At 43.1% G+C, this 23777-nt stretch carries 19 protein-coding genes and 3 riboswitches; all 19 genes read left to right on the top strand.

Going from position 1 to position 23777, the window contains the following annotated elements; genetic code table 11:
• Positions 1-2: 2 nt before the first annotated feature.
• A riboswitch (purine riboswitch) is annotated at positions 3-104 on the top strand.
• A 114-nt stretch (positions 105-218) separates the two neighbouring features.
• The 19 genes from guaA (at position 219) to pcrA (ending at position 23769) form a co-directional block, all read left to right on the top strand.
• Positions 219-1739 (top strand): glutamine-hydrolyzing GMP synthase, encoded by a 1521-nt coding sequence (gene guaA, locus NSU02_RS17890; RefSeq protein ID WP_063388832.1) that lies wholly within the window; start codon positions 219-221, stop codon positions 1737-1739.
• A 38-nt stretch (positions 1740-1777) separates the two neighbouring features.
• Positions 1778-1879, top strand: a riboswitch (purine riboswitch).
• Positions 1880-2016: 137 nt separating this feature from the next.
• A complete protein-coding gene (locus tag NSU02_RS17885; protein ID WP_063388831.1) occupies positions 2017-3342 on the top strand; it encodes an NCS2 family permease in 1326 nt (441 codons plus the stop codon).
• An 823-nt stretch (positions 3343-4165) separates the two neighbouring features.
• Positions 4166-4267, top strand: a riboswitch (purine riboswitch).
• Positions 4268-4431: 164 nt separating this feature from the next.
• Positions 4432-4920 (top strand): 5-(carboxyamino)imidazole ribonucleotide mutase, encoded by a 489-nt coding sequence (gene purE, locus NSU02_RS17880; protein ID WP_066252098.1) that lies wholly within the window; start codon positions 4432-4434, stop codon positions 4918-4920.
• A complete protein-coding gene (gene purK / locus NSU02_RS17875) occupies positions 4913-6034 on the top strand; it encodes a 5-(carboxyamino)imidazole ribonucleotide synthase (protein WP_186439341.1) in 1122 nt (373 codons plus the stop codon). The genes purE and purK overlap by 8 nt, the downstream gene beginning before the upstream one ends.
• Before the next feature lie 47 nt (positions 6035-6081).
• The gene (purB, locus tag NSU02_RS17870) at positions 6082-7380 is read left to right on the top strand and encodes an adenylosuccinate lyase (protein ID WP_063388828.1); all 1299 of its coding nucleotides are present in this window, start codon (positions 6082-6084) and stop codon (positions 7378-7380) included.
• Between the two features lie 90 nt (positions 7381-7470).
• Positions 7471-8202: a phosphoribosylaminoimidazolesuccinocarboxamide synthase gene (purC, locus tag NSU02_RS17865; protein WP_339193458.1), complete on the top strand. Its 732-nt coding sequence runs from the start codon at positions 7471-7473 to the stop codon at positions 8200-8202.
• Positions 8190-8444: a phosphoribosylformylglycinamidine synthase subunit PurS gene (gene purS / locus NSU02_RS17860; RefSeq protein WP_063388826.1), complete on the top strand. Its 255-nt coding sequence runs from the start codon at positions 8190-8192 to the stop codon at positions 8442-8444. Before purC ends, purS begins: the two co-directional genes overlap by 13 nt.
• On the top strand, positions 8441-9124 hold the full coding sequence (purQ, locus tag NSU02_RS17855) for a phosphoribosylformylglycinamidine synthase subunit PurQ (RefSeq protein WP_063388825.1): 684 nt from the start codon (positions 8441-8443) through the stop codon (positions 9122-9124). Before purS ends, purQ begins: the two co-directional genes overlap by 4 nt.
• Positions 9108-11324, top strand: a complete 2217-nt coding sequence (gene purL, locus NSU02_RS17850) for a phosphoribosylformylglycinamidine synthase subunit PurL (RefSeq protein ID WP_339193457.1) — start codon at positions 9108-9110, stop codon at positions 11322-11324. The genes purQ and purL overlap by 17 nt, the downstream gene beginning before the upstream one ends.
• Positions 11309-12718: an amidophosphoribosyltransferase gene (gene purF / locus NSU02_RS17845; protein WP_063388823.1), complete on the top strand. Its 1410-nt coding sequence runs from the start codon at positions 11309-11311 to the stop codon at positions 12716-12718. Before purL ends, purF begins: the two co-directional genes overlap by 16 nt.
• A 26-nt stretch (positions 12719-12744) precedes the next feature.
• Positions 12745-13785: a phosphoribosylformylglycinamidine cyclo-ligase gene (purM, locus tag NSU02_RS17840; protein ID WP_311066580.1), complete on the top strand. Its 1041-nt coding sequence runs from the start codon at positions 12745-12747 to the stop codon at positions 13783-13785.
• Positions 13782-14363 (top strand): phosphoribosylglycinamide formyltransferase, encoded by a 582-nt coding sequence (gene purN, locus NSU02_RS17835; protein ID WP_066252087.1) that lies wholly within the window; start codon positions 13782-13784, stop codon positions 14361-14363. The genes purM and purN overlap by 4 nt, the downstream gene beginning before the upstream one ends.
• Complete coding sequence (gene purH / locus NSU02_RS17830; RefSeq protein ID WP_339193456.1) at positions 14360-15898, top strand: bifunctional phosphoribosylaminoimidazolecarboxamide formyltransferase/IMP cyclohydrolase; 1539 nt, start codon at positions 14360-14362, stop codon at positions 15896-15898. The genes purN and purH overlap by 4 nt, the downstream gene beginning before the upstream one ends.
• Before the next feature lie 18 nt (positions 15899-15916).
• Positions 15917-17167, top strand: a complete 1251-nt coding sequence (gene purD, locus NSU02_RS17825) for a phosphoribosylamine--glycine ligase (RefSeq protein WP_339195842.1) — start codon at positions 15917-15919, stop codon at positions 17165-17167.
• A 372-nt stretch (positions 17168-17539) separates the two neighbouring features.
• Positions 17540-19279 (top strand): adenine deaminase C-terminal domain-containing protein, encoded by a 1740-nt coding sequence (locus NSU02_RS17820; RefSeq protein WP_339193455.1) that lies wholly within the window; start codon positions 17540-17542, stop codon positions 19277-19279.
• A 37-nt stretch (positions 19280-19316) separates the two neighbouring features.
• A complete protein-coding gene (locus NSU02_RS17815; protein ID WP_066250766.1) occupies positions 19317-20354 on the top strand; it encodes a DUF3048 domain-containing protein in 1038 nt (345 codons plus the stop codon).
• A gap of 3 nt (positions 20355-20357) precedes the next feature.
• Positions 20358-20663 carry a YerC/YecD family TrpR-related protein gene (locus NSU02_RS17810; protein WP_063388817.1) on the top strand — a complete coding sequence of 102 codons (306 nt, stop codon included), beginning with the start codon at positions 20358-20360 and terminating at the stop codon, positions 20661-20663.
• A 211-nt stretch (positions 20664-20874) separates the two neighbouring features.
• Positions 20875-21561, top strand: a complete 687-nt coding sequence (locus NSU02_RS17805) for a heptaprenylglyceryl phosphate synthase (protein WP_066250770.1) — start codon at positions 20875-20877, stop codon at positions 21559-21561.
• Between the two features lie 27 nt (positions 21562-21588).
• Positions 21589-23769, top strand: coding sequence for a DNA helicase PcrA (gene pcrA / locus NSU02_RS17800; RefSeq protein ID WP_339193452.1), 2181 nt, complete (start codon positions 21589-21591; stop codon positions 23767-23769).
• The last annotated feature ends 8 nt before the right edge of the window (positions 23770-23777 follow it).

Below are 23777 nucleotides of genomic sequence, written 5' to 3'. Positions count from 1 at the left end.
AAATTCATAGCGGGAAGCTCCTTCGTATATCCTCGATAATATGGTTCGAGAGTCTCTACCGGGTTACCGTAAATAACCCGACTATGAAGGCAGAAGTTAGTAGATGTACTAGAATTCTGCCTTTTTTTCGGTAGAATTCTTTTTTTTGAAGTCAGATGTGAAACAATATATTGATCCATCAAAATAATGAGGTGAACACGTTGGAGAACATCCAAGACATGATCTTAGTGTTAGATTTCGGCAGCCAATACAATCAATTAATTACGCGCAGAATTCGCGAATTTGGTGTTTACAGCGAGCTTCATCCGCATACGCTGTCGATAGAAGATATCAAAAAAATGAATCCGAAAGGAATTATTTTGTCAGGGGGTCCAAACAGCGTATATGACGAAAAGTCTTTTCGCTGCGACGAGCGGATTTTTGAACTCGGGGTTCCAGTGCTCGGAATTTGCTATGGCATGCAATTAATGACCTATTTGCTCGGGGGAAAAGTGGAAAAGGCGAAGCACCGGGAATATGGGAAAGCAGCTTTACAAGTAAAGGAAAAATCGCCGTTGTTTGAAGGCTTGCCTGATGATCAAATCGTTTGGATGAGTCACGGGGATCTTGTGGCCGATATTCCGAACGGCTTTAAAGTAGACGCCACTAGCCCATCATGTCCATTTGCCGCAATCAGCAATGATGAGCGGAACATGTACGGGGTTCAATTTCATCCCGAAGTGCGCCATACAGAATTTGGAAACGACCTATTGAAAAATTTCGTTTTCCGCATTTGCGGGTGCACAAATTCGTGGACGATGGAAAACTTTATTGAAATGCAAATAGAGAACATCCGCAAAACTGTCGGAAATAAGAAAGTGCTGTGCGCGCTAAGCGGCGGGGTGGACTCATCTGTTGTAGCCGTTTTAATCCATAAAGCGATCGGCAATCAATTAACGTGCATTTTTGTTGACCACGGACTCCTTCGCAAAGGGGAAGCGGAAAGCGTCATGAAGACGTTTAGCGAAGGGTTTAACATGAATGTCATTAAAGTAGATGCAAAAGACCGCTTTTTAGAAAAATTGAAGGGTGTTACTGACCCGGAAAAGAAAAGAAAAATCATCGGCAACGAGTTTATCTATGTTTTTGATGATGAAGCGGCAAAATTGGAGGGCATTGAGTTTCTTGCTCAAGGAACACTTTATACAGACATTATCGAAAGCGGTACGCAGACGGCGCAAACGATCAAATCGCATCACAATGTCGGCGGACTTCCGGAGGATATGAAATTTCAACTGATTGAACCATTGAATACACTCTTTAAAGACGAAGTTCGCGCACTTGGAACAGAGCTTGGTATTCCAGATGAAATCGTTTGGCGCCAGCCGTTCCCGGGACCAGGATTAGCCATTCGGGTTTTAGGAGAAGTAACGGAAGAAAAGCTAGAGATTGTTCGGGAATCCGATGCTATTTTACGAGAGGAAATTAAAAAAGCCGGATTAGAGCGGGACATTTGGCAATATTTCACCGTTTTGCCTAACATCCGCAGCGTAGGTGTGATGGGCGATGCCCGCACGTACGATCATACAATTGGAATCCGTGCTGTCACTTCAATTGACGGCATGACTTCAGATTGGGCTCGTATTCCGTGGGAAGTGCTGGAAGTGATCTCTACGCGGATTGTCAATGAAGTACCGCACGTGAACCGAGTTGTCTACGATATTACAAGCAAGCCGCCGGCAACAATTGAATGGGAATAAATCTGACCAACTTGTATAAATCGGAATTATCATTTTTATATAATAAATATAAACATTCTCGTATAATTTCGGGAATATGGCCCGAAAGTTTCTACCAAGCTACCGTAAATAGCTTGACTACGAGGTGTTGACGGTTCGATGGCTGAAGGAGGAGAGGATCCTTTTCCTTTCTCACATTGGGCTTTCAGCAACCTCATGGTCAAGCGCATCCTTGGAATGGAGCGCTTATTTTTTTGCTTAAAGTTTTTTATACAGCCAATTGTAGGAGGACTTTATAATGAAAAAATATTTTCAATTTGATGAACTTGGCACTAATTACCGCAGGGAAATTATTGGCGGAATTACAACATTTCTTTCAATGGCCTATATTTTGTTTGTCAATCCAGCAACGCTTTCATTAAGCTCTGTTGCTGATTTTCCCAATGAATTGAGAATGGATCAAGGAGCTGTCTTCACTGCGACCGCGTTGGCTGCAGCCATCGGGACACTCATCATGGGTATTGTGGCACGGTATCCGGTAGCTCTTGCTCCCGGTATGGGATTGAACGCGTTCTTTGCTTTTACTGTCGTTTTGACGTACGGCATCCCTTGGCAAACAGCCCTTTCAGGTGTTCTTGTTTCAGGTCTCTTTCTTGTCTTGCTGACGCTTAGCGGATTGCGGGAAAAAATTATTGATTCCATTCCGCCGGAGCTGAAGCATGCAGTCGGTGCGGGAATCGGATTGTTTATCACATTTATCGGTTTTCAAAATGCAGGCATAATTGTTAATGATGACGCTGTTCTTGTCGGCTTGGGAGACTTGCGGAATGGAAATACTCTTCTATCTATTTTTGGATTAACTATTACGATTATTTTAATGGTTCGGCAAGTGAAAGGCGGCGTGTTTTACGGCATGGTGATTACGGCCGTTGTCGGAATGATTTTTGGCCTTGTACCAAAACCGGATAAAATTATTGGGGAAATTCCGAGCTTGGCTCCGACGTTTGGAGTAGCTTTAGGACATTTAGGAGATATTTTTTCTTTACAAATGCTTGTCGTAATCTTAACGTTTATGTTTGTTGACTTTTTTGATACGGCAGGAACGCTGGTTGCGGTTGCCAATCAAGCAGGGTTATTGAAAAACAATAAACTTCCGCGAATCGGCAGAGCTTTAGTATCTGATTCAATGGGAACAGTTGTCGGAGCGATTTTAGGAACATCTTCAACCACTTCTTATGTAGAATCATCAGCAGGGGTTGCGGCAGGCGCGCGGACAGGTTTTGCTTCCATTATAACAGCAGGATGTTTCCTATTAGCTTTATTTTTCTCGCCGCTATTGAGCGTTATTACATCTTCTGTTACGGCTCCAGCGCTCATTATTGTCGGAGTTTTAATGGTATCATCTTTAGGGCATATAAAATGGGATCAGTTTGAAATTGCTGTTCCGGCGTTTTTAATCTTGATTACAATGCCATTAACGTACAGCATCGCAACCGGTATTGCTATCGGCTTTATTTTCTACCCGATCACGATGCTTCTGAAAGGAAGAGGAAAAGAGATTCATCCGATTTTGTATGGTTTATCTATTGTATTTCTGCTTTATTTCATCTTTCTTGTCAATTAATAAGAAGTCGAAGGATCAGACTGAAATGCTGTCTGATCCTTTTCTTGTGCGCCCGGCATGGGTGTAATCTATAGGGTGAAAGTCCCGAGCTGCGAAGGCAGAAGTAGCAGTTAGCTTAACGCAAGGGTGTCCGTGGTGACGCGGAATCTGAAGGAAGCGAGCGGCAAACTTCCGGTCTGAGGAACACGAACTTCATATGAGGCTAGGTATCACTGGGTGAGTTTGCAAGACAAAACAAAGCCCTTTCTGCCGAAGGTGATACAGAGTAAATGAAGCAGATGGATGGAAGGAAAGATTACACTCTTACCCGGGGAGGTCTGGCTGGCACGCCAAGTAACCTTGGTAACCTATCTAGTGATAGATAGCTGAACAGTCAGAAGTCAGCAGAGGTCATAGTATTAGTTGGTCTAGAACAACTAAGAAGGACCGAACAATTAAGAGAGAATAGCCCTTGGCATTCAGTGAGTCATGATGAACACAGAAAACGTAGTACCTCACTTGAGGGAGGAAGCGGTGAATCCCGTGGGAGATCTCTTGGAGGGTGGAGTGACCACTGGCATAAAGAGAACAGCTATTCACGGAAGTTATAAAGACTTGCGTCAATTATCTTAATTGAACCGCCGTATACCGAACGGTACGTACGGTGGTGTGAGAGGTCGGGGGTTAGTCACCCCCTCCTACTCGATTGTTTCAAAAGGCAGCAAAACGGCACAGATCATGATCAAGGTTCATCAAAATCCGAACATTCGATGTTTAAAGAAAAATAATGTTCGATTTTATCGTTGACATAATGATTTTTCATTGTTAAGATGGAGTCGAAAACAGCATATGAAAACTAAAACCTCATATAATCTTGGGAATATGGCCCAAAAGTTTCTACCCAACAACCGTAAATTGTTGGACTATGAGGGAAAGTAATCGGCAAGATTTTTCAACTGAGCATACATATTGCTTATGCCCGGTTTGTGTTACTTTCCCTTATTGATAGGGAAAATGCAGAAGCGGGCTTTTTTTATGCCTTTCAATTATTGTCAAGATTTTTAACGAAGATGGCAACCTATAATTAAAAATAAAGAGGGGAGCATCGCCATGAATCCTGTCGTTGGAGTGATAATGGGAAGCACTTCAGATTGGGAAACGATGAAGCATGCCTGTGAAATATTAGATGAGCTGAATATTCCTTATGAAAAAAAGGTTGTTTCTGCCCATCGCACACCTGATTGGATGTTTCAATATGCAAGCACTGCCAGGGATCGCGGAATTCAAGTGATCATTGCAGGCGCAGGCGGAGCAGCACACTTGCCGGGAATGGTTGCAGCGAAAACAACTCTCCCTGTCATCGGAGTTCCGGTTAAAACAAACGCGTTAAACGGACTGGATTCGCTGCTCTCGATCGTGCAAATGCCCGGCGGCGTGCCTGTTGCAACAGTGGCGATAGGAAAAGCGGGCGCGGTGAACGCTGGTCTGTTAGCGGCGCAAATTTTGTCAATCAATGATGCTGATGTTCAGCAAAAGCTTGAACAACGGCGAGAATATATAAGAAAAAACGTCATGGAAAGCAGTGATCAGCTTGTATAAAAAACTTTTGCCTCAAAGTACAATTGGAATCATTGGAGGCGGTCAACTAGGCAAATTTATGGCTATCGCTGCCAAAAATATGGGATATCGTGTGGCGGTGCTTGATCCAACACCGAATTCTCCATGCGGCCAAGTGAGCGACATGGAAATCACAGCCCGTTACGATGATTTGGATGCAATCAAAGAGCTTGCGAAGGTGAGCGATTGTATAACGTATGAATTTGAAAATATTGATTACGAGGCGTTAACTTGGCTTGAGCAAAACGCCTACTTGCCTCAAGGAAGCAGACTGCTCGCCATTACACAAGATCGCCAGACGGAAAAGGAAGCTGTGGCGAACGCTGGTGTGAAAGTTGCGCCGTATGAAGTCGTTGAATCAGAAGATGATTTTTATCAAGCCGTATCCAACATAGGCATCCCGAGTGTTTTAAAGACATGCCGCGGAGGATATGATGGGAAAGGCCAATTTGTACTAAAGCAAGAAGAAGATATAGAAGAAGCAAAAGCTTTGTTGAAGAACGGACGCTGTGTATTGGAAAAATGGATCGCGTTCGACAAAGAAATTTCGGTTATTGTCACTAGAAGCGTGACAGGTGAAGTCAGCACATTGCCTGTTGCCGAAAACATTCATGTTAACAATATTTTGCACGAAAGCATTGTACCTGCAAGAATTTCTGATTCGTTGAAGGAACAGGCGGAGGAAACAGCAAAAACATTGGCGGCGAAGCTTGGGCTGATTGGAACGCTGGCAGTTGAAATGTTTGTGGCAAACGATGAAATTTATATAAATGAGCTCGCCCCCCGGCCTCATAATTCAGGTCATTATTCATTAAATTTATGTGAAACATCGCAGTTTGAACAGCATATTCGCGCGATTTGCGGATTGCCTCTCGGAAACACGAAGCTCATTCATCAAGGAATTATGGTGAATATACTGGGCCAGCATCTAGAGCCTGTGTTGAAAAACGAAGAGCTGCTGAAAAAAGGGAAATTATTTTTATATGGAAAAGCGGAGGCAAAAATCAACAGAAAAATGGGACATATTACGTTCTTCAGTGATGAAATTGAGGAACTATTGACATATATCGAATCGACTCAAATTTGGAATGTTTGACAAGCTATTCATAAACAAGACGGAGAGATCAATAGGAGGTTGCAGGAATGATTGAACGATACACACGTCCTGAAATGGGCGCGATTTGGACGGAAGAAAACCGCTTTAAAGCTTGGCTTGAAGTGGAGATTTTAGCATGTGAAGCGTGGGCGGAGCTTGGTGTGATCCCGAAGGAAGATGTAAAAAAACTGCGTGAACGTGCTTCATTTGATGTGAACCGAATTAAGCAAATTGAAGAGGAAACAAGGCACGACGTAGTGGCGTTTACCCGTGCTGTATCAGAAACGCTTGGCGACGAACGAAAATGGGTGCATTACGGATTGACCTCCACTGATGTCGTGGATACCGCTTTATCTTATTTGCTAAAGCAAGCGAACGAAATTTTACAAAAAGACTTGGAAAATTTCATCGCTATTTTAAGAGATAAAGCGTTGGAGCATAAATACACCGTCATGATGGGGCGTACGCACGGGGTGCATGCAGAACCGACAACGTTTGGTTTGAAATTGGCGCTATGGTATGAAGAAATGAAGCGAAATCTAGAGCGGTTTAAACGCGCAAGAGAAGAGATTGAAGTCGGCAAAATTTCCGGAGCAGTCGGCACTTATGCCAACATTGATCCGTTCGTGGAGCAGTATGTGTGTGAAAAACTCGGTTTAAAGCCGGCGCCGATTTCGACGCAAACATTGCAGCGTGATCGACATGCCGAGTACATGGCTACGCTTGCTTTAATTGCTACATCGATTGAAAAGTTTGCAGTTGAGATTCGCGGCTTGCAAAAGAGCGAAACTCGCGAGGTGGAGGAGTTTTTTGCCAAAGGACAGAAAGGTTCATCTGCGATGCCGCATAAGCGCAATCCGATCGGATCGGAAAACATGACAGGAATGGCAAGGGTCATTCGCGGAATGATGCTGACGGCTTACGAAAATGTTCCATTGTGGCATGAGCGCGACATCTCTCATTCTTCGGCAGAGCGCATCATTTTGCCAGATGCTACGATCGCGTTGAACTACATGTTAAATCGATTTGGCAATATTGTGAAAAACTTGACGGTCTTCCCTGAAAATATGAAGCGCAATATGGAGAAAACGCTGGGATTGATTTACTCACAGCGGGTTTTGCTTGCGCTGATCAATAAAGGTATGACACGTGAAGAAGCATACGATTTAGTTCAGCCGAAAGCGATGGAAGCGTGGGAGCGCCAAGTTCCGTTTAGAGAGCTGATCGAAGCGGAAAAACAAATTACAACAAAGCTTTCGAAAGAAGAAATCGATGACTGCTTCGATTACAATTACCATTTGAAAAATGTGGATTACATTTTTAAACGCTGCGGGTTAGAACAGTAGATGTCCAAATGGGGCGCGGCAAATCGCAAAAACTGCCCTGCCCCTTGACATAAAATGGAAGGCCAATATTCCGCATTAGGAGGCATGATCATGACCGTTCAAAAGGGCTCATTGCTGTACGAAGGAAAAGCGAAAAAAATTTATGAAACAGACGATCCCAACATTTTTCTTGTTTATTATAAAGATTCCGCTACCGCGTTTAATGGGGAGAAAAAAGCTGAGATTGTAGGCAAAGGACAGCTAAACAATGAAATTTCAAGTTTGCTGTTTGAAAAGTTAAATGAACACGGCATTCCGACCCACTTTGTTCAAAAAATTTCGTCAAATGAACAGCTTGTCAAACGGGTGACAATCATTCCGATTGAAGTAGTTGTACGAAATATTGTGTCAGGAAGCTTATCCAAAAGATTGGGCATTGCCGAAGGAACTGAGATTAAAAAGCCGATCATTGAGTTCTACTATAAAAATGATGACCTGGGAGACCCTTTAATTAACAGTTTCCATATTGAACTACTAGAGCTTGCGGATAAAGAGCAGCTGGATGAAATAAAAACATTAGCTTTCAAAGTAAACGATATTTTATTGAAGCATTTTCATGAAAGAAACGTGAGACTAGTAGATTTTAAGCTTGAATTTGGCTTGCTAAACGACGGAACGCTTGTTGTTGCAGATGAAATTTCCCCTGATACGTGCCGACTTTGGGACAAACATACAAATGAAAAGCTTGATAAAGATGTGTTCCGCCGGGATATCGGCAATTTGACGGATGCTTATAAAGAGATTTTAAAACGTTTAGGAGGTACAGTTCCATGTACAGAGTAAAAGTATATGTTACATTGCGTGAAAGTGTGCTTGATCCTCAAGGAAATGCGGTGAAAAATGCTTTACATTCAATGAATTTCAATGAAGTGGAAGATGTTCGGATTGGGAAGTACATGGAGCTAGCAATCGGAAAAACGGATCGAAATGTCGAAGAGATTGTAGACGAAATGTGTAAAAAGCTTTTAGCAAATCCTGTGATTGAAGACTACCGTTATGAAATAGAGGAGGTAGCCGTCAAGTGAAATTTGCCGTGATCGTTTTTCCGGGTTCCAATTGTGACGTTGACATGTACCATGCCATTAAAGACGAACTGGGAGAGGAAGTCGAATACGTTTGGCATGACGCTCAAGATTTAAGTGGCTTCGATGGCATTCTCCTTCCTGGCGGCTTCTCATACGGCGATTATTTACGCAGCGGAGCCATTGCCCGTTTTGCCAATGTTATGAAGGAAGTTGTGAAAGCTGCAGATGAAGGGAAGCCTGTGCTTGGCGTTTGCAATGGGTTTCAGATTTTGCTTGAGGCTGGTCTTCTTCCGGGTGCCATGAGACGGAACGAGAAGCTGAAATTTATTTGCCGCCCTGTGAAATTAAAGGTGGAAAACAACGAAACGATGTTTTCGAACAAATATGATAAGGGCGAGATTATCACCATTCCGATCGCACATGGGGAAGGAAATTATTATTGTGATGAAAAAACTCTTGAAGAGTTAATCGCAAACAAGCAAATTGTTTTTACGTATCAAGATAATCCGAACGGAAGCTTAAATAACATTGCAGGCATCGTAAATAAACGCGGCAATGTCCTTGGAATGATGCCGCATCCGGAACGGGCAGTCAGCGAACTTTTAGGAAATACAGACGGGTTGAAATTGTTTCAATCGATTGTAAGAAGTTGGAGGGAAGCTCATGTCACAAATTCTTGAACCAAGTCCAGAAATGATAAAAAACGACAAAATTTATAAGCAAATGGGAGTTAGTGATGAGGAGTTTGCCCTCATTGAAAAAATATTAGGACGATTGCCGAATTACACGGAAATTGGAATTTTTTCTGTTATGTGGTCAGAGCATTGCAGCTACAAAAATTCAAAACCTGTATTAAAAAAGTTTCCAACAAAAGGAGAACGTGTGCTGCAAGGACCTGGTGAAGGAGCAGGGATTGTTGATATCGGCGACAATCAAGCCGTCGTCTTTAAAATAGAAAGCCATAACCACCCTTCTGCAATCGAACCGTATCAAGGTGCAGCAACAGGAGTCGGAGGCATTATTCGCGATGTTTTCTCGATGGGAGCCAGACCAATCGCTCTCCTTAACTCTCTTCGCTTTGGGGAACTTACAAGCCCGCGTGTCAAATATTTGTTTGAAGAAGTTGTCGCTGGCATTGCCGGATACGGTAACTGTATCGGAATTCCAACCGTTGGAGGAGAAGTGCAGTTTGACGCTTCCTATGAAGGAAATCCGCTGGTCAATGCGATGTGTGTCGGACTCATAAACCATGAAGATATCAAAAAAGGGCAAGCAACTGGTGTCGGCAATACAGTGATGTACGTCGGAGCCAAAACCGGAAGAGACGGCATTCACGGTGCTACATTTGCTTCCGAAGAATTGTCGGAAGCTTCCGAAGAAAAGCGTCCGGCTGTTCAAGTTGGAGATCCTTTCATGGAAAAACTGCTTTTGGAAGCTTGCCTTGAAGTAATCAAATCTGATGCACTTGTCGGCATTCAAGATATGGGAGCAGCGGGGCTTACAAGCTCATCGGCAGAAATGGCGAGCAAGGCGGGCTCAGGAATTGAAATGAACTTGGATCTTGTTCCTCAGCGGGAAGCAGGAATGACTCCTTATGAGATGATGTTATCCGAATCGCAAGAAAGAATGCTTCTCGTAATTAAAAAAGGGCGGGAGCAGGAAATCATTGATCTGTTTAAAAAATATGATCTGGAGGCTGCACCGATTGGTAAAGTTACAGATGACAAGATGCTGCGCCTTATTCATAAAGGAGAAATCGTTGCGGAAATTCCTGTTGATGCGCTTGCGGAAGATGCGCCTGTTTACTATAAACCGTCTAAAGAACCAGAATATTATCGCCAGTTTCAAAGCATGCCGCCCTATGTTCCAAAAGTTGACGATTACAAAGAAACGCTTCTTGCATTGCTGAAACAGCCAACGATAGCCAGCAAGGAGTGGGTATATGACCAATACGATTATATGGTGCGGACGAACACTGTCGTGGCGCCCGGTTCTGATGCGGCTGTCCTAAGAATCAGAGGGACGAAAAAAGCTTTGGCGATGACAACCGATTGCAACTCACGCTATTTATATTTAGATCCAGAAGTCGGCGGAAAAATTGCAGTTAGTGAAGCAGCAAGAAACATCGTATGTTCAGGAGCGGTGCCGCTCGCTATTACAGACTGTTTAAACTTCGGCAGTCCGGAAAAACCGGAGATTTTTTGGCAGCTTGAAAAAGCGGTGGACGGCATGAGCGAAGCGTGCTTAGCTTTAAATACACCTGTCATTGGCGGAAATGTTTCCTTGTACAATGAAACGAACGGAACAGCTATTTATCCAACTCCGGTTGTCGGGATGGTCGGACTTATTGAAGATACAGATCATATTACAACGCAATCATTTAAAGAGACGGGCAGCATCGTTTATTTGCTCGGTGAGACAAAACCGGAATTTTCCGGAAGTGAATTGCAAAAAATGCTTGAAGGCAAGATCTTTGGCAAAGCGCCGGAAATTGACCTGGAAGAAGAGAAGCAACGTTTAGATCAGCTGTTAGCTGCCATTCGCGAAGGGCTTGTCCAGTCGGCTCATGACGTTGCCGAAGGAGGCCTGGCCGTTGCGCTAAGTGAATGCTTAATCGGAACGGGCCTTGGGGCGGAAATAACGATCAACGGTGATGCATTGGCAGGGCTGTTCAGCGAATCCCAGTCCCGCATCGTCGTTTCCGTAAAACCGGAAAACAAAGAGGCGTTTGAAAAGATTGTTCAAGCTGAAGCTATCGGAACGGTCACAAACAGCGGAATTCTTAAAATTGTCAACGGCAATGGAGAAACATTGATTCAAGCATCAGTGGAAGAGTTAGAACAAGCTTGGAAAGGAGCTATCCCATGCTTGCTGAAATAAAGGGGCTAAATGAAGAATGCGGTGTATTCGGCATATGGGGTCATAAGGACGCTGCTCAAATCACTTATTACGGTCTGCACAGCCTTCAGCATCGCGGACAAGAGGGGGCAGGGATTGTCGTAACAGACGGCGAAAAACTGACAGGGTTTAAAGGGGAAGGACTTGTCACAGAAGTGTTTGCCAATGGGGTAGACAATTTAAAAGGAACAGGAGCTATTGGCCATGTTCGCTATGCGACGGCTGGAGGAGGCGGTTATGAAAACGTCCAGCCGTTCCTTTTTCGATCGGAGCAAGGCGGTCTCGCATTAGCTCACAACGGAAATTTAGTGAATGCTTCCGGATTGAAGCATCAGCTTGAAAATCAAGGAAGCATCTTTCAAACAACGTCAGATACAGAAGTTCTTGCTCATTTAATTAAAAGAAGCGGCTATTTAGAGCTAAAAGATAAAGTGAAAAACGCGCTTACGATGATTAAAGGGGCATACGCCTTTTTAATCATGACGGAAACAGAGCTGATGATTGCCCTTGATCCGAACGGACTCCGTCCTTTATCTATCGGACGTCTAGGTGATGCATATGTTGTCGCTTCGGAAACCTGCGCTTTTGATGCTGTTGGAGCTCAGCTAGAAAGGGACGTTGAGCCTGGCGAGCTTATCATCATCAATGGTGAAGGACTGAAAAGCGAACGTTTTTCCAAAACGATTAACCGTGCGATTTGTACGATGGAATACGTTTATTTTTCACGCCCTGACAGCAATGTGGAAGGAATAAATGTTCATACTGCAAGAAAAAATCTCGGCAAACGGCTTGCGATAGAAGCGCCTGTAGAGGCGGACGTAGTGACTGGAGTTCCGGATTCCAGCATATCTGCGGCGATCGGCTATGCCGAGGCATCCGGTATACCGTACGAGCTCGGTTTAATTAAAAACCGATATGTCGGCCGTACGTTTATTCAGCCGTCCCAATCATTGCGGGAGCAAGGAGTGAAAATGAAGCTTTCCCCTGTCCGCGGGGTAGTGGAAGGCAAACGGGTTGTCATGGTGGATGACTCAATCGTAAGAGGAACGACATCGAAGCGTATTGTCAAGATGCTGCGGGAAGCAGGGGCAACGGAAGTGCATGTCCGCATCAGTTCACCGCCGATTGCCAACCCTTGCTATTACGGTATTGACACCTCCACTCATGAGGAGCTGATCGCTTCCTCTCATACTGTAGAAGAAATTCGCAGCATCATTGGCGCCGATAGTCTTGCTTTCTTAAGCACAGAAGGGATGCTGGATGCGATCGGAAGGAAATATGAAGGTGAATTTCGCGGGCAATGTATGGCATGTTTTACAGGAAAATATCCGACAGACATTTATGAAGATACGATTCTTCCTCATGAGAAAGGCTAATATGACAGACCGAAGGAGGATAATTCATGTCCAAAGCGTATAGAGAAGCAGGTGTGGACATTCATGCGGGCTATGAAGCAGTTCGCCGCATGAAAAAGCATGTGGAAAAAACGAAGCGTCCCGGTGTTTTAGGAGGGATCGGCAGTTTTGGCGGAATGTTTGATCTGGCAAGCTTAGGATATAAGGAGCCGGTGCTTGTTTCCGGAACAGACGGAGTGGGAACGAAGCTGAAGCTTGCCTTTATGGCGAATAAACACGATACGATTGGAATAGACGCTGTGGCTATGTGTGTAAACGACATTTTGGCACAAGGTGCGGAGCCGCTTTTTTTCCTGGACTATTTGGGGCTCGGGAAAGCAGACCCTGAAAAAATTGAAAAAATTGTTAAAGGTGTTGCCGATGGCTGCCTGCAGGCGGGTTGTGCGCTCATCGGTGGTGAAACAGCGGAAATGCCCGGCGTATATGATGAAGATGAATACGACATTGCCGGCTTTGCTGTCGGTGTTGTCGAGAAAGAAAACATTGTCACAGGCGAACGGATCAAGCCTGGGCACTTTCTCATCGGCCTTTCATCAAACGGCATCCATTCAAACGGTTATTCACTCGTTCGCAAAGTGCTTTTGGAAGAAAATAAGCTTGATTTACATGAAATATACGAGCCTCTAACCGAAACGCTCGGAGAAGAATTGCTAAAGCCGACAAAAATTTATGTTTCTTCCGTCCTGCCGCTTGTGAAAGCATATAAAGTTGACGGCATGGCCCATATTACCGGAGGAGGGTTTATTGAAAACATCCCGAGAATGCTTCCGGAAGGGCTTGGAGCAGAAATCGATTTCGGTTCATGGCCGATTCATCCGATTTTTACCTTTATTCAACAGCAAGGAAATATCGATTTGTCTGAAATGTTTGAAGTGTTCAATATGGGAATCGGCTTTGTTCTGGCGGTCGAAGAAGATGTTGTTCAGCAGTGCCTCAATGAGCTTGAAAAGCTGGGAGAAAAGGCTTTTCTCATCGGCCGGGTAAAAGAAGGAAGCGGAATTCGGCTGAAAGGAGGGCCTTTTTCATGAAGCGGATCGCGGTGTTTGCATCCGGGAGCGGCTCTAATTTCCAAGCGATTGTAGACCATGTAAAGAGCGGGAAGCTAAAAGCAAATGTGATGCTTTTAGTCTGTGATAAACCCGGTGCTAAAGTAGTGGAGCGGGCAGAAAAGGAGCAGATTCCTGCTTTTGTTTTTGATCCGAAGCAATATGAGTCGAAGGAACAGTTTGAAGAAGATATTTTACAGCAATTGAGGCACTATCAAGTGGACTTTATCGTGCTGGCCGGCTACATGCGTTTAATCGGCCACACTCTTCTTGACGCTTTTGCGGGGAGAATTGTGAATATACATCCTTCCTTGCTTCCTGCATTTCCGGGAAAACATGCAATTGAACAAGCGCTCCGTGCCGGCGTAAAAATTACGGGTGTCACCATCCATTATGTTGATGAAGGAATGGATACAGGCCCGATCATCGCTCAGCGTGCGGTTGAAATCAGCGAAGATGATGATGCTAATACACTTGCAGAGAAAATCCATAAAATCGAGCATTCATTTTATCCTGAAACAATAGGAAAAATTTTAGAAAAATTAGAGGTGAAAGCATGACAATCAGACGGGCAATTGTCAGTGTATCTAATAAAGCAAACATCATTCCGTTTGTGCAAGAGCTTGTCAATCTTGGGATCGAAGTAATCTCCACTGGCGGAACGAAAAAGCTTCTTGAGGAAAATGGAATAGATGTCATTGGAATTCAGGAAGTAACCGGTTTTCCGGAAATTATGGACGGAAGAGTTAAAACGCTGCATCCTGTTATTCACGGGGGGCTGCTAGCGGTTCGCAGCAATGATATCCATATGAAGCAGATGGAGGAAAACGGTATTCAACCGATTGACTTAGTCGTTGTGAATTTATATCCGTTTAAAGAGACAATTGCCAAAGATGGCGTGACTTTTGAGGAAGCGATCGAGAACATTGACATCGGCGGGCCGACGATGCTTCGGGCTGCTGCAAAAAATCACCAAGATGTAGTGGTTGTCGTTGATCCTGAAGATTATCCCGTCATTTTAGCCGAACTGAAAGAGAACGGAGAAGTAAGCATAGAAACAAAACGGAAGTTGGCTGCCAAAGTATTCCGTCATACTGCTGCATACGATGCACTGATTGCGGAATATTTAACAGAGCAGGCAGGGGAAGAAGAGCCTGAATCGATTACTGTGACATTTGAAAGGAAGCAATCCCTTCGTTATGGGGAAAATCCTCACCAACAGGCAACGTTCTATAAAAAGCCGATCACGCCTCCATCATCTATTGCCGAAGCCATCCAGCTCCATGGAAAGGAATTGTCGTATAACAACATTAAAGATGCGGATGCGGCACTTAGCATTGTCAAAGAATTTGATGGACCGGCAGCGGTCGCTGTTAAGCATATGAATCCGTGCGGCGTCGGCGCAGGTGAAACCATTTTTGAAGCTTATTATCGGGCATATGAGGCGGACCCGACTTCAATTTTCGGCGGCATTGTTGCACTGAATCGTGAAGTTGATCAGAAAACGGCTGAAAAAATGAGCGAAATTTTTTTGGAAATTATCATTGCCCCTTCGTTTAGCCAAGAAGCTCTTGAAATATTAACGAAAAAGAAAAATATTCGATTGTTAACGATCGACTTTTCGAAAAAATTCCAACCGGAGAAGCAGCTGACATCTGTTTACGGCGGCCTTCTTGTTCAAGATCAAGATATTTATACGCTCGATGACGCGAACATTTCAATCCCAACAAAAAGACAGCCGACTGAACAAGAATGGAAGGACTTAAAGCTTGGCTGGAAAGTCGTGAAGCACGTCAAGTCAAATGCGATTGTTTTGGCAAAAGATGAAATGACCGTTGGTGTTGGTGCAGGCCAAATGAACCGGGTTGGTGCTGCAAAAATTGCGATTGCACAGGCTGGCGAGAAAGCGAAAGGCAGTGCACTTGCATCAGATGCGTTCTTCCCAATGCCTGACACCGTTGAAGAAGCAGCGAAAGCAGGGGTTACAGCAATCATACAACCAGGCGGATCCATTCGCGATGAAGATTCGATAAAAAAAGCGGATGAATACGGAATTGCAATGGTCTTTACTGGAGTCCGTCATTTCAAACATTAAGAAAGGGGATGACTGATGATGAAAGTACTTGTTATTGGAAAAGGGGGCCGTGAGCATGCGATCGCTTGGAAGGCGGCCAAAAGCCCTCTCGTTGAAAAAGTGTATGTCGCGCCTGGCAATGATGGTATGAAAGACGTTGCAATAAGAGTTCCGATTTCAGAAGAACAAACAGACGAATTAATCCAATTTGCCAAAACAAACAACATTGATTTAACCATTGTCGGTCCTGAAATTCCTTTAATGAACGGTATTGTCAACGAATTTGAAGACGCTGGATTAACTGTATTCGGACCGAGGAAAGAAGCGGCAATTATTGAAGGAAGCAAATCATTTGCAAAAAATTTAATGAAAAAATATAACATTCCGACTGCCAATTATGAAACGTTCTCTGATTTTGCCAAAGCGAAGCAATATGTAGAAGAAAAAGGCGCCCCGATTGTGATTAAAGCGGATGGGCTTGCGGCGGGAAAAGGTGTCGTTGTTGCGACGACAAATGAAGAAGCAATTGACACGCTGTCCGGCTATTTAAAGGAAAATAAGCTGGGAGAAGCAGGAAAATCTGTTGTAATTGAAGAATTTTTGACAGGTGAAGAGTTTTCCCTTATGGCTTTTGTAAACGGAGAAAACATTTACCCGATGGTGATTGCGCAGGATCATAAGCGGGCCTTTGACGGAGACAAAGGACCGAATACAGGTGGAATGGGGGCTTATTCTCCTGTCCCGCAAATTTCTGATGATGTTGTTCATGAGTCTGTAGAGAAAATTTTAAAGCCGGTAGCGAAAGCTTTGAAAAATGAAGGAGCGGCATTTACCGGTATTCTTTATGCCGGTCTCATGCTGACAAAAGACGGCCCGAAGGTGATTGAATTCAATGCGCGTTTTGGAGATCCAGAAACACAGGTAGTTCTTCCTCGGCTAAAATCAGACCTTATCGATGTGATGTTGAAAGTGTTAAAAGGAGAATCGGTTGAACTTGAATGGACAGATCAAGCGGTGTTGGGAGTCGTTGTGGCGGCGGAAGGCTATCCGGGCAGCTATAAGAAAGGAACACCGATCGGTTTGTTAAAGGTTGGTGCGGATGCCCTTTTATTCCATGCCGGAACAAAAGAGGAAGGCGGCCAATTTGTAACAGACGGGGGTCGTGTATACCTTGTGGCGTCATTTGGAGATAATTTAAAAAATGCGCAAGAAAAAGTGTACAAGCAATTAAAAGAGCTTGAGACGGAAGGTTTGTTTTATCGTAAAGACATCGGCTATCGCGCACTATAACGAATTTGGCTTTCAATATTCCGAACCGATGAATACTAATAAATAAAAGACATATCTACCACATATTTTATAAACCTTTCCAATGGGACAGGAGGTTGTTCCTGTCCTTTTCATTTTATAAAGGAATGTAATCGGCATTTTTGACATAGCTTCTTCTTAAACAACTTCCTATTTTGACCGCTCATTATTAAAAATAAACCAGCGTTTCTTCTATTAGGAAACGATCAATCAAGAAAGCCTCTGCACCGTTATCCCAAGTTCAAAATTTTGTAAGAAACTTTAGTGCTTTAATATTTTTCATATGTTAATATATAAAGTAACAGAGTCACTATTTTGAGTAATTACTTTTAATTGAGGAGGACTGAGCAGATCATGCGATCTGGTGCTTTTTGGAAAGCCCATGAAATTCGTGAACATATAGATGTCGTTTCAAATAGATTAGCACCAACCTTGTGGTTGAAAAATGCAGTATTTTTACATCCATATTTAAACCAGTGGGTGAAGTCAAATATTTGGATTTATAAAGACCGCATTATTTATGTCGGCAATGAGGAGCCGGAAAAAACAGCAAATACGGAAATATTTGATTGCAAAGGACTTTATTTAGTTCCTGGCTATATTGAACCGCACGCCCATCCGTTTCAATTATATAATCCTCATTCGCTTGCACAACATGTATCGCAAACGGGAACTACAACACTAATATGCGATAACCTATTTTTGCTATTACAATTCCCAAAAAAGAAAGCGTTTTCTTTTGTTGAAGATATGCAATCTTCTCCAGTTCAGTTTTTTTGGTGGGCCCGCTATGACTTGCAAACGGAATGCAGAGAAGAAGATCAACTCATTCCGCCAGATGTCGTGAAACAATGGATCGAGCATCCAGCCGTTATTCAAGGAGGAGAATTGACAGGCTGGCCAAAGCTTCTTTTAGGGGACGACTTGTTTTTACACTGGATTCATGAGACAAAAAAGGTCGGGAAGCGTGTAGAAGGCCATTTTCCAGGGGCTTCTCGAAAAACATTGACAAAAATGAAATTATTTGGTGTCGATTCCGATCACGAATCTATTAGCGGAGAAGAAGTATACAATCGATTGTTATGCGGATACAGCGTGCCGCTCCGCTATTCTTCAATACGGCCGGATTTGCCGAAATTGTTGGAAGAGCTGCTTGCATTTGGAGTTAATCGTTTTGACGAAATGTTTTTTACAACGGATGGTTCAACGCCTGCTTTTTATGAAAATGGAATGATTAATCAGACCATTCAAATAGCGCTGGAGGCCGGAATTCCAGAGTTTGAGGCTTATAAAATGGCAACGTACAATGTTGCTAGATATTATATGCTTGATTCAAAATTGGGAGTAATCGGTCCTGGCAGGTTAGCCTCCATAAATTTTCTGGAAGCGAAAAATAACCCGAACCCAGTGGCTGTTTTGGCGAAAGGGAAATGGATTCATAAGGACGGTCAGGTGTTTGATCATTTCCCTCAAGCAGACTGGAACAAATATGAAGTTGCACCGCTTGAAATTGATTGGGATTTGACAATGGATGATCTTCAATTTTCTATGCCGATGGGATTAAAAATGAGAAACACGGTTATTATTGAGCCGTATTCCATCACTATTGACAACTTCGTTGATGAACTTCCGCTAGATCATGACGAAAGCTTCCTCGCTGTCATCGATAAAAAAGGGAAATGGCGGATCAATACAATGTTAAAAGGCTTCGTAAAGGGGATAAAAGGCTTTGCAAGCACTTATTCAACGACTGGAGATGTGGTGTTGATAGGGAAAAACAAACAAGATATGATGCATGCATTTTCCAGATTGAAAGAAATCGGCGGGGGAATAGTAATAACGGAAAATGGCCAAGTGATTTATGAAATGCCTCTTAACATTAACGGCGCTGCGTCATCGAAAAAATTTAAAGATCTCATTAAGGAGGAAAATGGTTTAGTCCAAATTATGCGAGAAAAGGGCTATAAATTTTTAGACCCGATTCACAGCCTGCTCTTTTTATCCTGCACACATTTACCATATATCCGGGTTACACAGGAAGGAATTTATGATGTTATGAAAAAAACAATACTCTTTCCGACAATAATACGTTAAAATATAAAAGGGATAAATTAGTTAAGGTTGTGAATGAATGAAAAGAACATTGATTTTATTTACGATGCTTTTCTTTGTCTTTATAACAGCTTGCACAAATGAAAAAGAAAAAGAGAAAACAAATGACGAACCGTCATCATCTGAAAATCAGCCAGTTGAAAAAGAAACAGCCGTAAGCCCTTTGACAGGAAATGCTGCGACCGGAAGCATTGACAGCCGCCCAATTGCTGTCACGATTAACAACCATCCGAAAGCGAGGCCTCAATCAGGATTAAATAAAGCGGATATTGTTTACGAGGCTTTAGCTGAAGGCACGATCACGCGCTTTTTAGCCATTTATCAAAGCGAGAAGCCAAAAATTATCGGTCCAGTCAGAAGTGCGCGGGAATATTTTGTCGATTTGAGTAAAGGGTATGAAGCAATTTATATCAGCCACGGCTGGAGTCCCACTGCTAAAGAAATGCTGGAGTCAGAGCATCTAGACTATTTAAACGGTCTGTTTTATGATGGTACGCTGTTTTGGCGGGATTCAACCCGGAAAGCTCCTCATAACTCGTATATTTCTTTTGAAAATGTCGTAAAAGGAGCAAAAGAAAACGGGTATTCAATGACAAAGGAAGTTGCCCCGTTGCCTTTTCTTTCAGATGAAGAAATAAGCGGCATTTCTGGAGAAGAAATGTTAGAAGCTGTTGTTTCCTATGGTTCTAAACCGGAATGGCGCATTAAATATGTATTCGATCAGCAGCTAGGCCGGTATAAGCGGTATTCCGGGGACGAACTGACAGTCGATCGCGAAACGGAAGAACCTGTTCTTTTAGACAACATTTTTATTGTCCAAACGGATCATCGTTTTCTTGATGATTACGGTCGCAGAACGATTGATTTAAACTCTGGGGGCGAGGGAATTCTTTTGCAAAAAGGTATGATGAAAAGGGTCGATTGGAAAAATGTGAACGGACGCATCCTTCCTTATGAAAATGAAGAACAAGTAAAATTAGTTCCCGGCCATACTTGGATCAATATCGTGCCAGATTTGGATAAGGCTTTTCAAAATTCAGCTGAGAAAGGAGAATGATGCATGCAAATTGACAAGCTGCGGGGGAGAGAGTTAGACCAATTGTTCCGGGCTATCCTTTCTTTAAGAGATTTGGAGGAATGCTACCGTTTTTTTGATGACCTTTGCACCGTCAATGAAATCCAATCGCTTGCCCAACGGTTTGAAGTTGCAAGAATGCTTCAGGAAGGCTATACGTATCATAAAATTGAAACAGAAACAGGTGCATCGACAGCGACAATCTCCCGGGTAAAGCGGTGCTTGAATTACGGAAATGATGCTTATGCAATGGCGCTTGAAAGAATTAAAGATGACAACGCTTCGTCATAAATTTGGGCTGCTGGGTGAAATCAGCAGCTCTTTTTTAGTTTAGAACTTTTAAAACTCTGAAAGGCTTCTTCAACATAGCTTAAAAAAAACCCCCTCTCATATTAAAAAAACTCTTTCTAATACATCTACAGACTTTCATTGATTCACCATTTTTTTGTCCTATTATAATTTGATATAATAATGAAATGGTATATGAAATGGAGGATTATGTATGTATGATGTGAACGAGTGGAGACATGTGTTTAAGCTCGATCCGGATAAAGCCATTTCCGATGAACAGCTTGAAAAAATTTGTGAATCAAAAACGGACGCTGTTATCATTGGAGGAAGCGACAATGTAACGGAAGATAATGTTCTTTCTTTGCTTTCGCGGGTGCGGCGTTTTCTCGTTCCATGCGTGCTGGAAGTATCGAATTTAGAATCGATTGTTCCAGGATTTGATTTGTATTTTATTCCGACGGTTTTAAACAGCCGAAATACTACATGGATTACGGAGCTGCATCACCAAGCAATGAAAGAGTTTGGTGACATTATGAACTGGAATGATATTTTAATGGAAGGTTATTGCATTTTAAATGGAGAGTGTAAAGCGGCAAAATTGACCGAAGCAAAGACGGAGCTTAATTTGGATGATATTAAAGCGTATGCGAGAATGGCGGAAAACATGTTTCATCTTCCGCTCTTTTATTTAGAATATAGCGGAACGTACGGCAATGTTGAAGCAGTAAAAGCAGCGAAATCGGTTTTAACGAATACTAGGCTTATTTATGGGGGCGGCATTCAAAATGCTGCGCAAGCAAAAGAAATGGCCGAGCACGCTGACATCATCGTTGTCGGGAATGCCATTTATGAAAATTTACAATCAGCGCTTGAAACTGTCCGCGCTGTTAAAGGGTAAAGAAAGTGAAAATGAGGTGAGTGTTGAATGCATTTTTTGACTGAGCAGCTCCTCTCAGGTTTGAATGAACAGCAGCAAAAAGCGACGAAACATACGGAAGGTCCTCTTTTAATAATGGCGGGTGCAGGCAGCGGCAAGACGAGGGTTCTCACCCACCGGATCGCTTATTTAATGGCAGAAAAAGGGGTAGCACCTTGGAATATTCTTGCTATTACCTTCACAAATAAAGCAGCGAGGGAAATGAAAGACCGGATTGAACAACTGCTTGGCCCTGGCGCTGAGGAAATATGGATTTCCACTTTTCACTCGATGTGCGTGCGAATCCTTCGCCGAGATATTGACCGGATCGGCGTCAATCGCAATTTTACGATATTGGATACATCAGACCAATTGTCTGTCATCAAAGGGATTTTAAAAGAACGAAACATTGATCCTAAAAAATATGATCCTCGAGCCATTCTCGGCACTATCAGCAGCGCGAAAAACGATCTCATTTCCCCGGAGGAATTTGCTCGTCAAGCAGGAGATGTGTGGGAGCAAATTGTCAGCGATATCTATATCGACTACCAAAAAAAATTGTTGAAAAACCAAGCTCTTGATTTTGATGACCTCATTATGTCAACGATACTGCTTTTTCAACGTGTTCCAGAAGTACTTGAATATTATCAGCGGAAATTTCAATACATTCATGTTGATGAATATCAAGATACAAACCGCGCACAATACACGCTTGTAAAGATGCTGGCATCCCGTTTTCAAAATATTTGTGTTGTCGGCGATTCGGATCAATCGATTTATCGCTGGCGAGGGGCGGACATCGGAAACATTTTATCGTTTGAAAAAGATTATCCGAACGCTAAAGTGATTTTGCTTGAACAAAATTATCGTTCTACCAAGCGTATTTTGCATGCGGCCAATGAAGTCATTAAAAATAATATGAACAGAAAGCCGAAAAATTTATGGACGGAAAACCCTGAAGGGAAAAAAATTGTTTACTACCGGGCCGATCACGAAATTGGGGAGGCCCAGTTTGTCGCCAAGCAAATTCAAGAGCTCGTCCAATCAGGCAAAAGAAAACTTTCCGATATTGCTGTATTGTATCGTACAAATGCACAGTCCCGTGTCATAGAGGAAGTGCTGTTAAAATCGAATATTGATTATAAAATTGTCGGCGGCATTAAGTTCTATGACCGGAAAGAAATCAAGGATATTCTTGCATACATGCGTCTAGTGGCAAACCAGAATGATGATATTAGTTTGGTGCGAATCATCAATGTTCCGAAACGGGGCATCGGTGCATCAACCGTTGAAAAAATAATGAATTATGCAGCCCAGCAAGGCATCTCGATGTTTGCTGCTTTAGAAGAAATGGAACATATCGGAGTCAGCACTCGTGCTATGAAAGTGTTGACGGAATTCCGTGAATTGATCCAGCAGCTGTCACAAATACAAGACTATGTGTCCGTCACTGAGCTTGTGGAAGAGATTCTTGACAGAACCGGCTACAGGGAGATGCTTAAGCAGGAAAAAACATTGGAAGCCCAAGGTCGTTTAGAGAACATTGATGAATTTTTATCTGTAACTCAAAACTTTGAAAAACAAAATGAGGACAAAAGCCTTGTCGCCTTTTTAACGGATTTGGCCTTGATTGCGGACATTGACCGCATTGATGAAGAGCAATCGGAGCCGAAAGATTCCGTGTTATTGATGACGATCCATTCGGCAAAAGGTTTGGAGTTTCCGGTTGTATTTATGATCGGGATGGAAGAAGGTGTATTTCCTCACAGCCGAGCCTTGATGGAAGAGGCGGAAATGGAGGAAGAGCGCCGGCTGGCATACGTCGGGATAACGCGGGCAGAGGAAGAATTGTATGTAACAAATGCGAAAATGAGGACCCTTTTCGGAAGAACAAACATGAACCCGGAATCTCGTTTTATTGAAGAGATGCCGAAAGAGGTTTTAGAAGACTTAAATGAAAAGAAATCTCCAAAGCCGAAACTGAATAGAACAATCGGAGCCAAATCAACGGGAGGAGATGTAAAGGCTTGGTCAGTAGGTGATAAAGCCGTGCACGGAAAATGGGGTGTCGGTGTTGTCGTCCGAGTGAAAGGCGATGGGGAGGATCAAGAACTTGACGTGGCATTTCCAAGTCCTGTCGGCATTAAACGGTTGCTTGCTAAATTTGCACCAATTGAAAAAGTACAGTAACTATTTGA

The sequence above is a fragment of the Aeribacillus sp. FSL W8-0870 genome, from assembly GCF_037963755.1.
Taxonomy (GTDB): Bacteria; Bacillota; Bacilli; order Bacillales; family Aeribacillaceae; genus Aeribacillus; species Aeribacillus composti.
This window is presented reverse-complemented; position numbering and strand designations above follow the sequence as displayed.

Coding starts and splice junctions, on each gene's coding strand:
- purF (WP_063388823.1), top strand. CDS start 11,309: ATGCTTGCTGAAATAAAGGGGCTAAATGAAGAATGCGGTGTATTCGGC.
- purD (WP_339195842.1), top strand. CDS start 15,917: ATGAAAGTACTTGTTATTGGAAAAGGGGGCCGTGAGCATGCGATCGCT.
- NSU02_RS17820 (WP_339193455.1), top strand. CDS start 17,540: ATGCGATCTGGTGCTTTTTGGAAAGCCCATGAAATTCGTGAACATATA.
- guaA (WP_063388832.1), top strand. CDS start 219: ATGATCTTAGTGTTAGATTTCGGCAGCCAATACAATCAATTAATTACG.
- NSU02_RS17805 (WP_066250770.1), top strand. CDS start 20,875: ATGTATGATGTGAACGAGTGGAGACATGTGTTTAAGCTCGATCCGGAT.
- purL (WP_339193457.1), top strand. CDS start 9,108: ATGTCACAAATTCTTGAACCAAGTCCAGAAATGATAAAAAACGACAAA.
- NSU02_RS17810 (WP_063388817.1), top strand. CDS start 20,358: ATGCAAATTGACAAGCTGCGGGGGAGAGAGTTAGACCAATTGTTCCGG.
- purB (WP_063388828.1), top strand. CDS start 6,082: ATGATTGAACGATACACACGTCCTGAAATGGGCGCGATTTGGACGGAA.
- purH (WP_339193456.1), top strand. CDS start 14,360: ATGACAATCAGACGGGCAATTGTCAGTGTATCTAATAAAGCAAACATC.
- purS (WP_063388826.1), top strand. CDS start 8,190: ATGTACAGAGTAAAAGTATATGTTACATTGCGTGAAAGTGTGCTTGAT.
- purN (WP_066252087.1), top strand. CDS start 13,782: ATGAAGCGGATCGCGGTGTTTGCATCCGGGAGCGGCTCTAATTTCCAA.
- NSU02_RS17815 (WP_066250766.1), top strand. CDS start 19,317: ATGAAAAGAACATTGATTTTATTTACGATGCTTTTCTTTGTCTTTATA.
- purE (WP_066252098.1), top strand. CDS start 4,432: ATGAATCCTGTCGTTGGAGTGATAATGGGAAGCACTTCAGATTGGGAA.
- purC (WP_339193458.1), top strand. CDS start 7,471: ATGACCGTTCAAAAGGGCTCATTGCTGTACGAAGGAAAAGCGAAAAAA.
- purM (WP_311066580.1), top strand. CDS start 12,745: ATGTCCAAAGCGTATAGAGAAGCAGGTGTGGACATTCATGCGGGCTAT.
- pcrA (WP_339193452.1), top strand. CDS start 21,589: ATGCATTTTTTGACTGAGCAGCTCCTCTCAGGTTTGAATGAACAGCAG.
- NSU02_RS17885 (WP_063388831.1), top strand. CDS start 2,017: ATGAAAAAATATTTTCAATTTGATGAACTTGGCACTAATTACCGCAGG.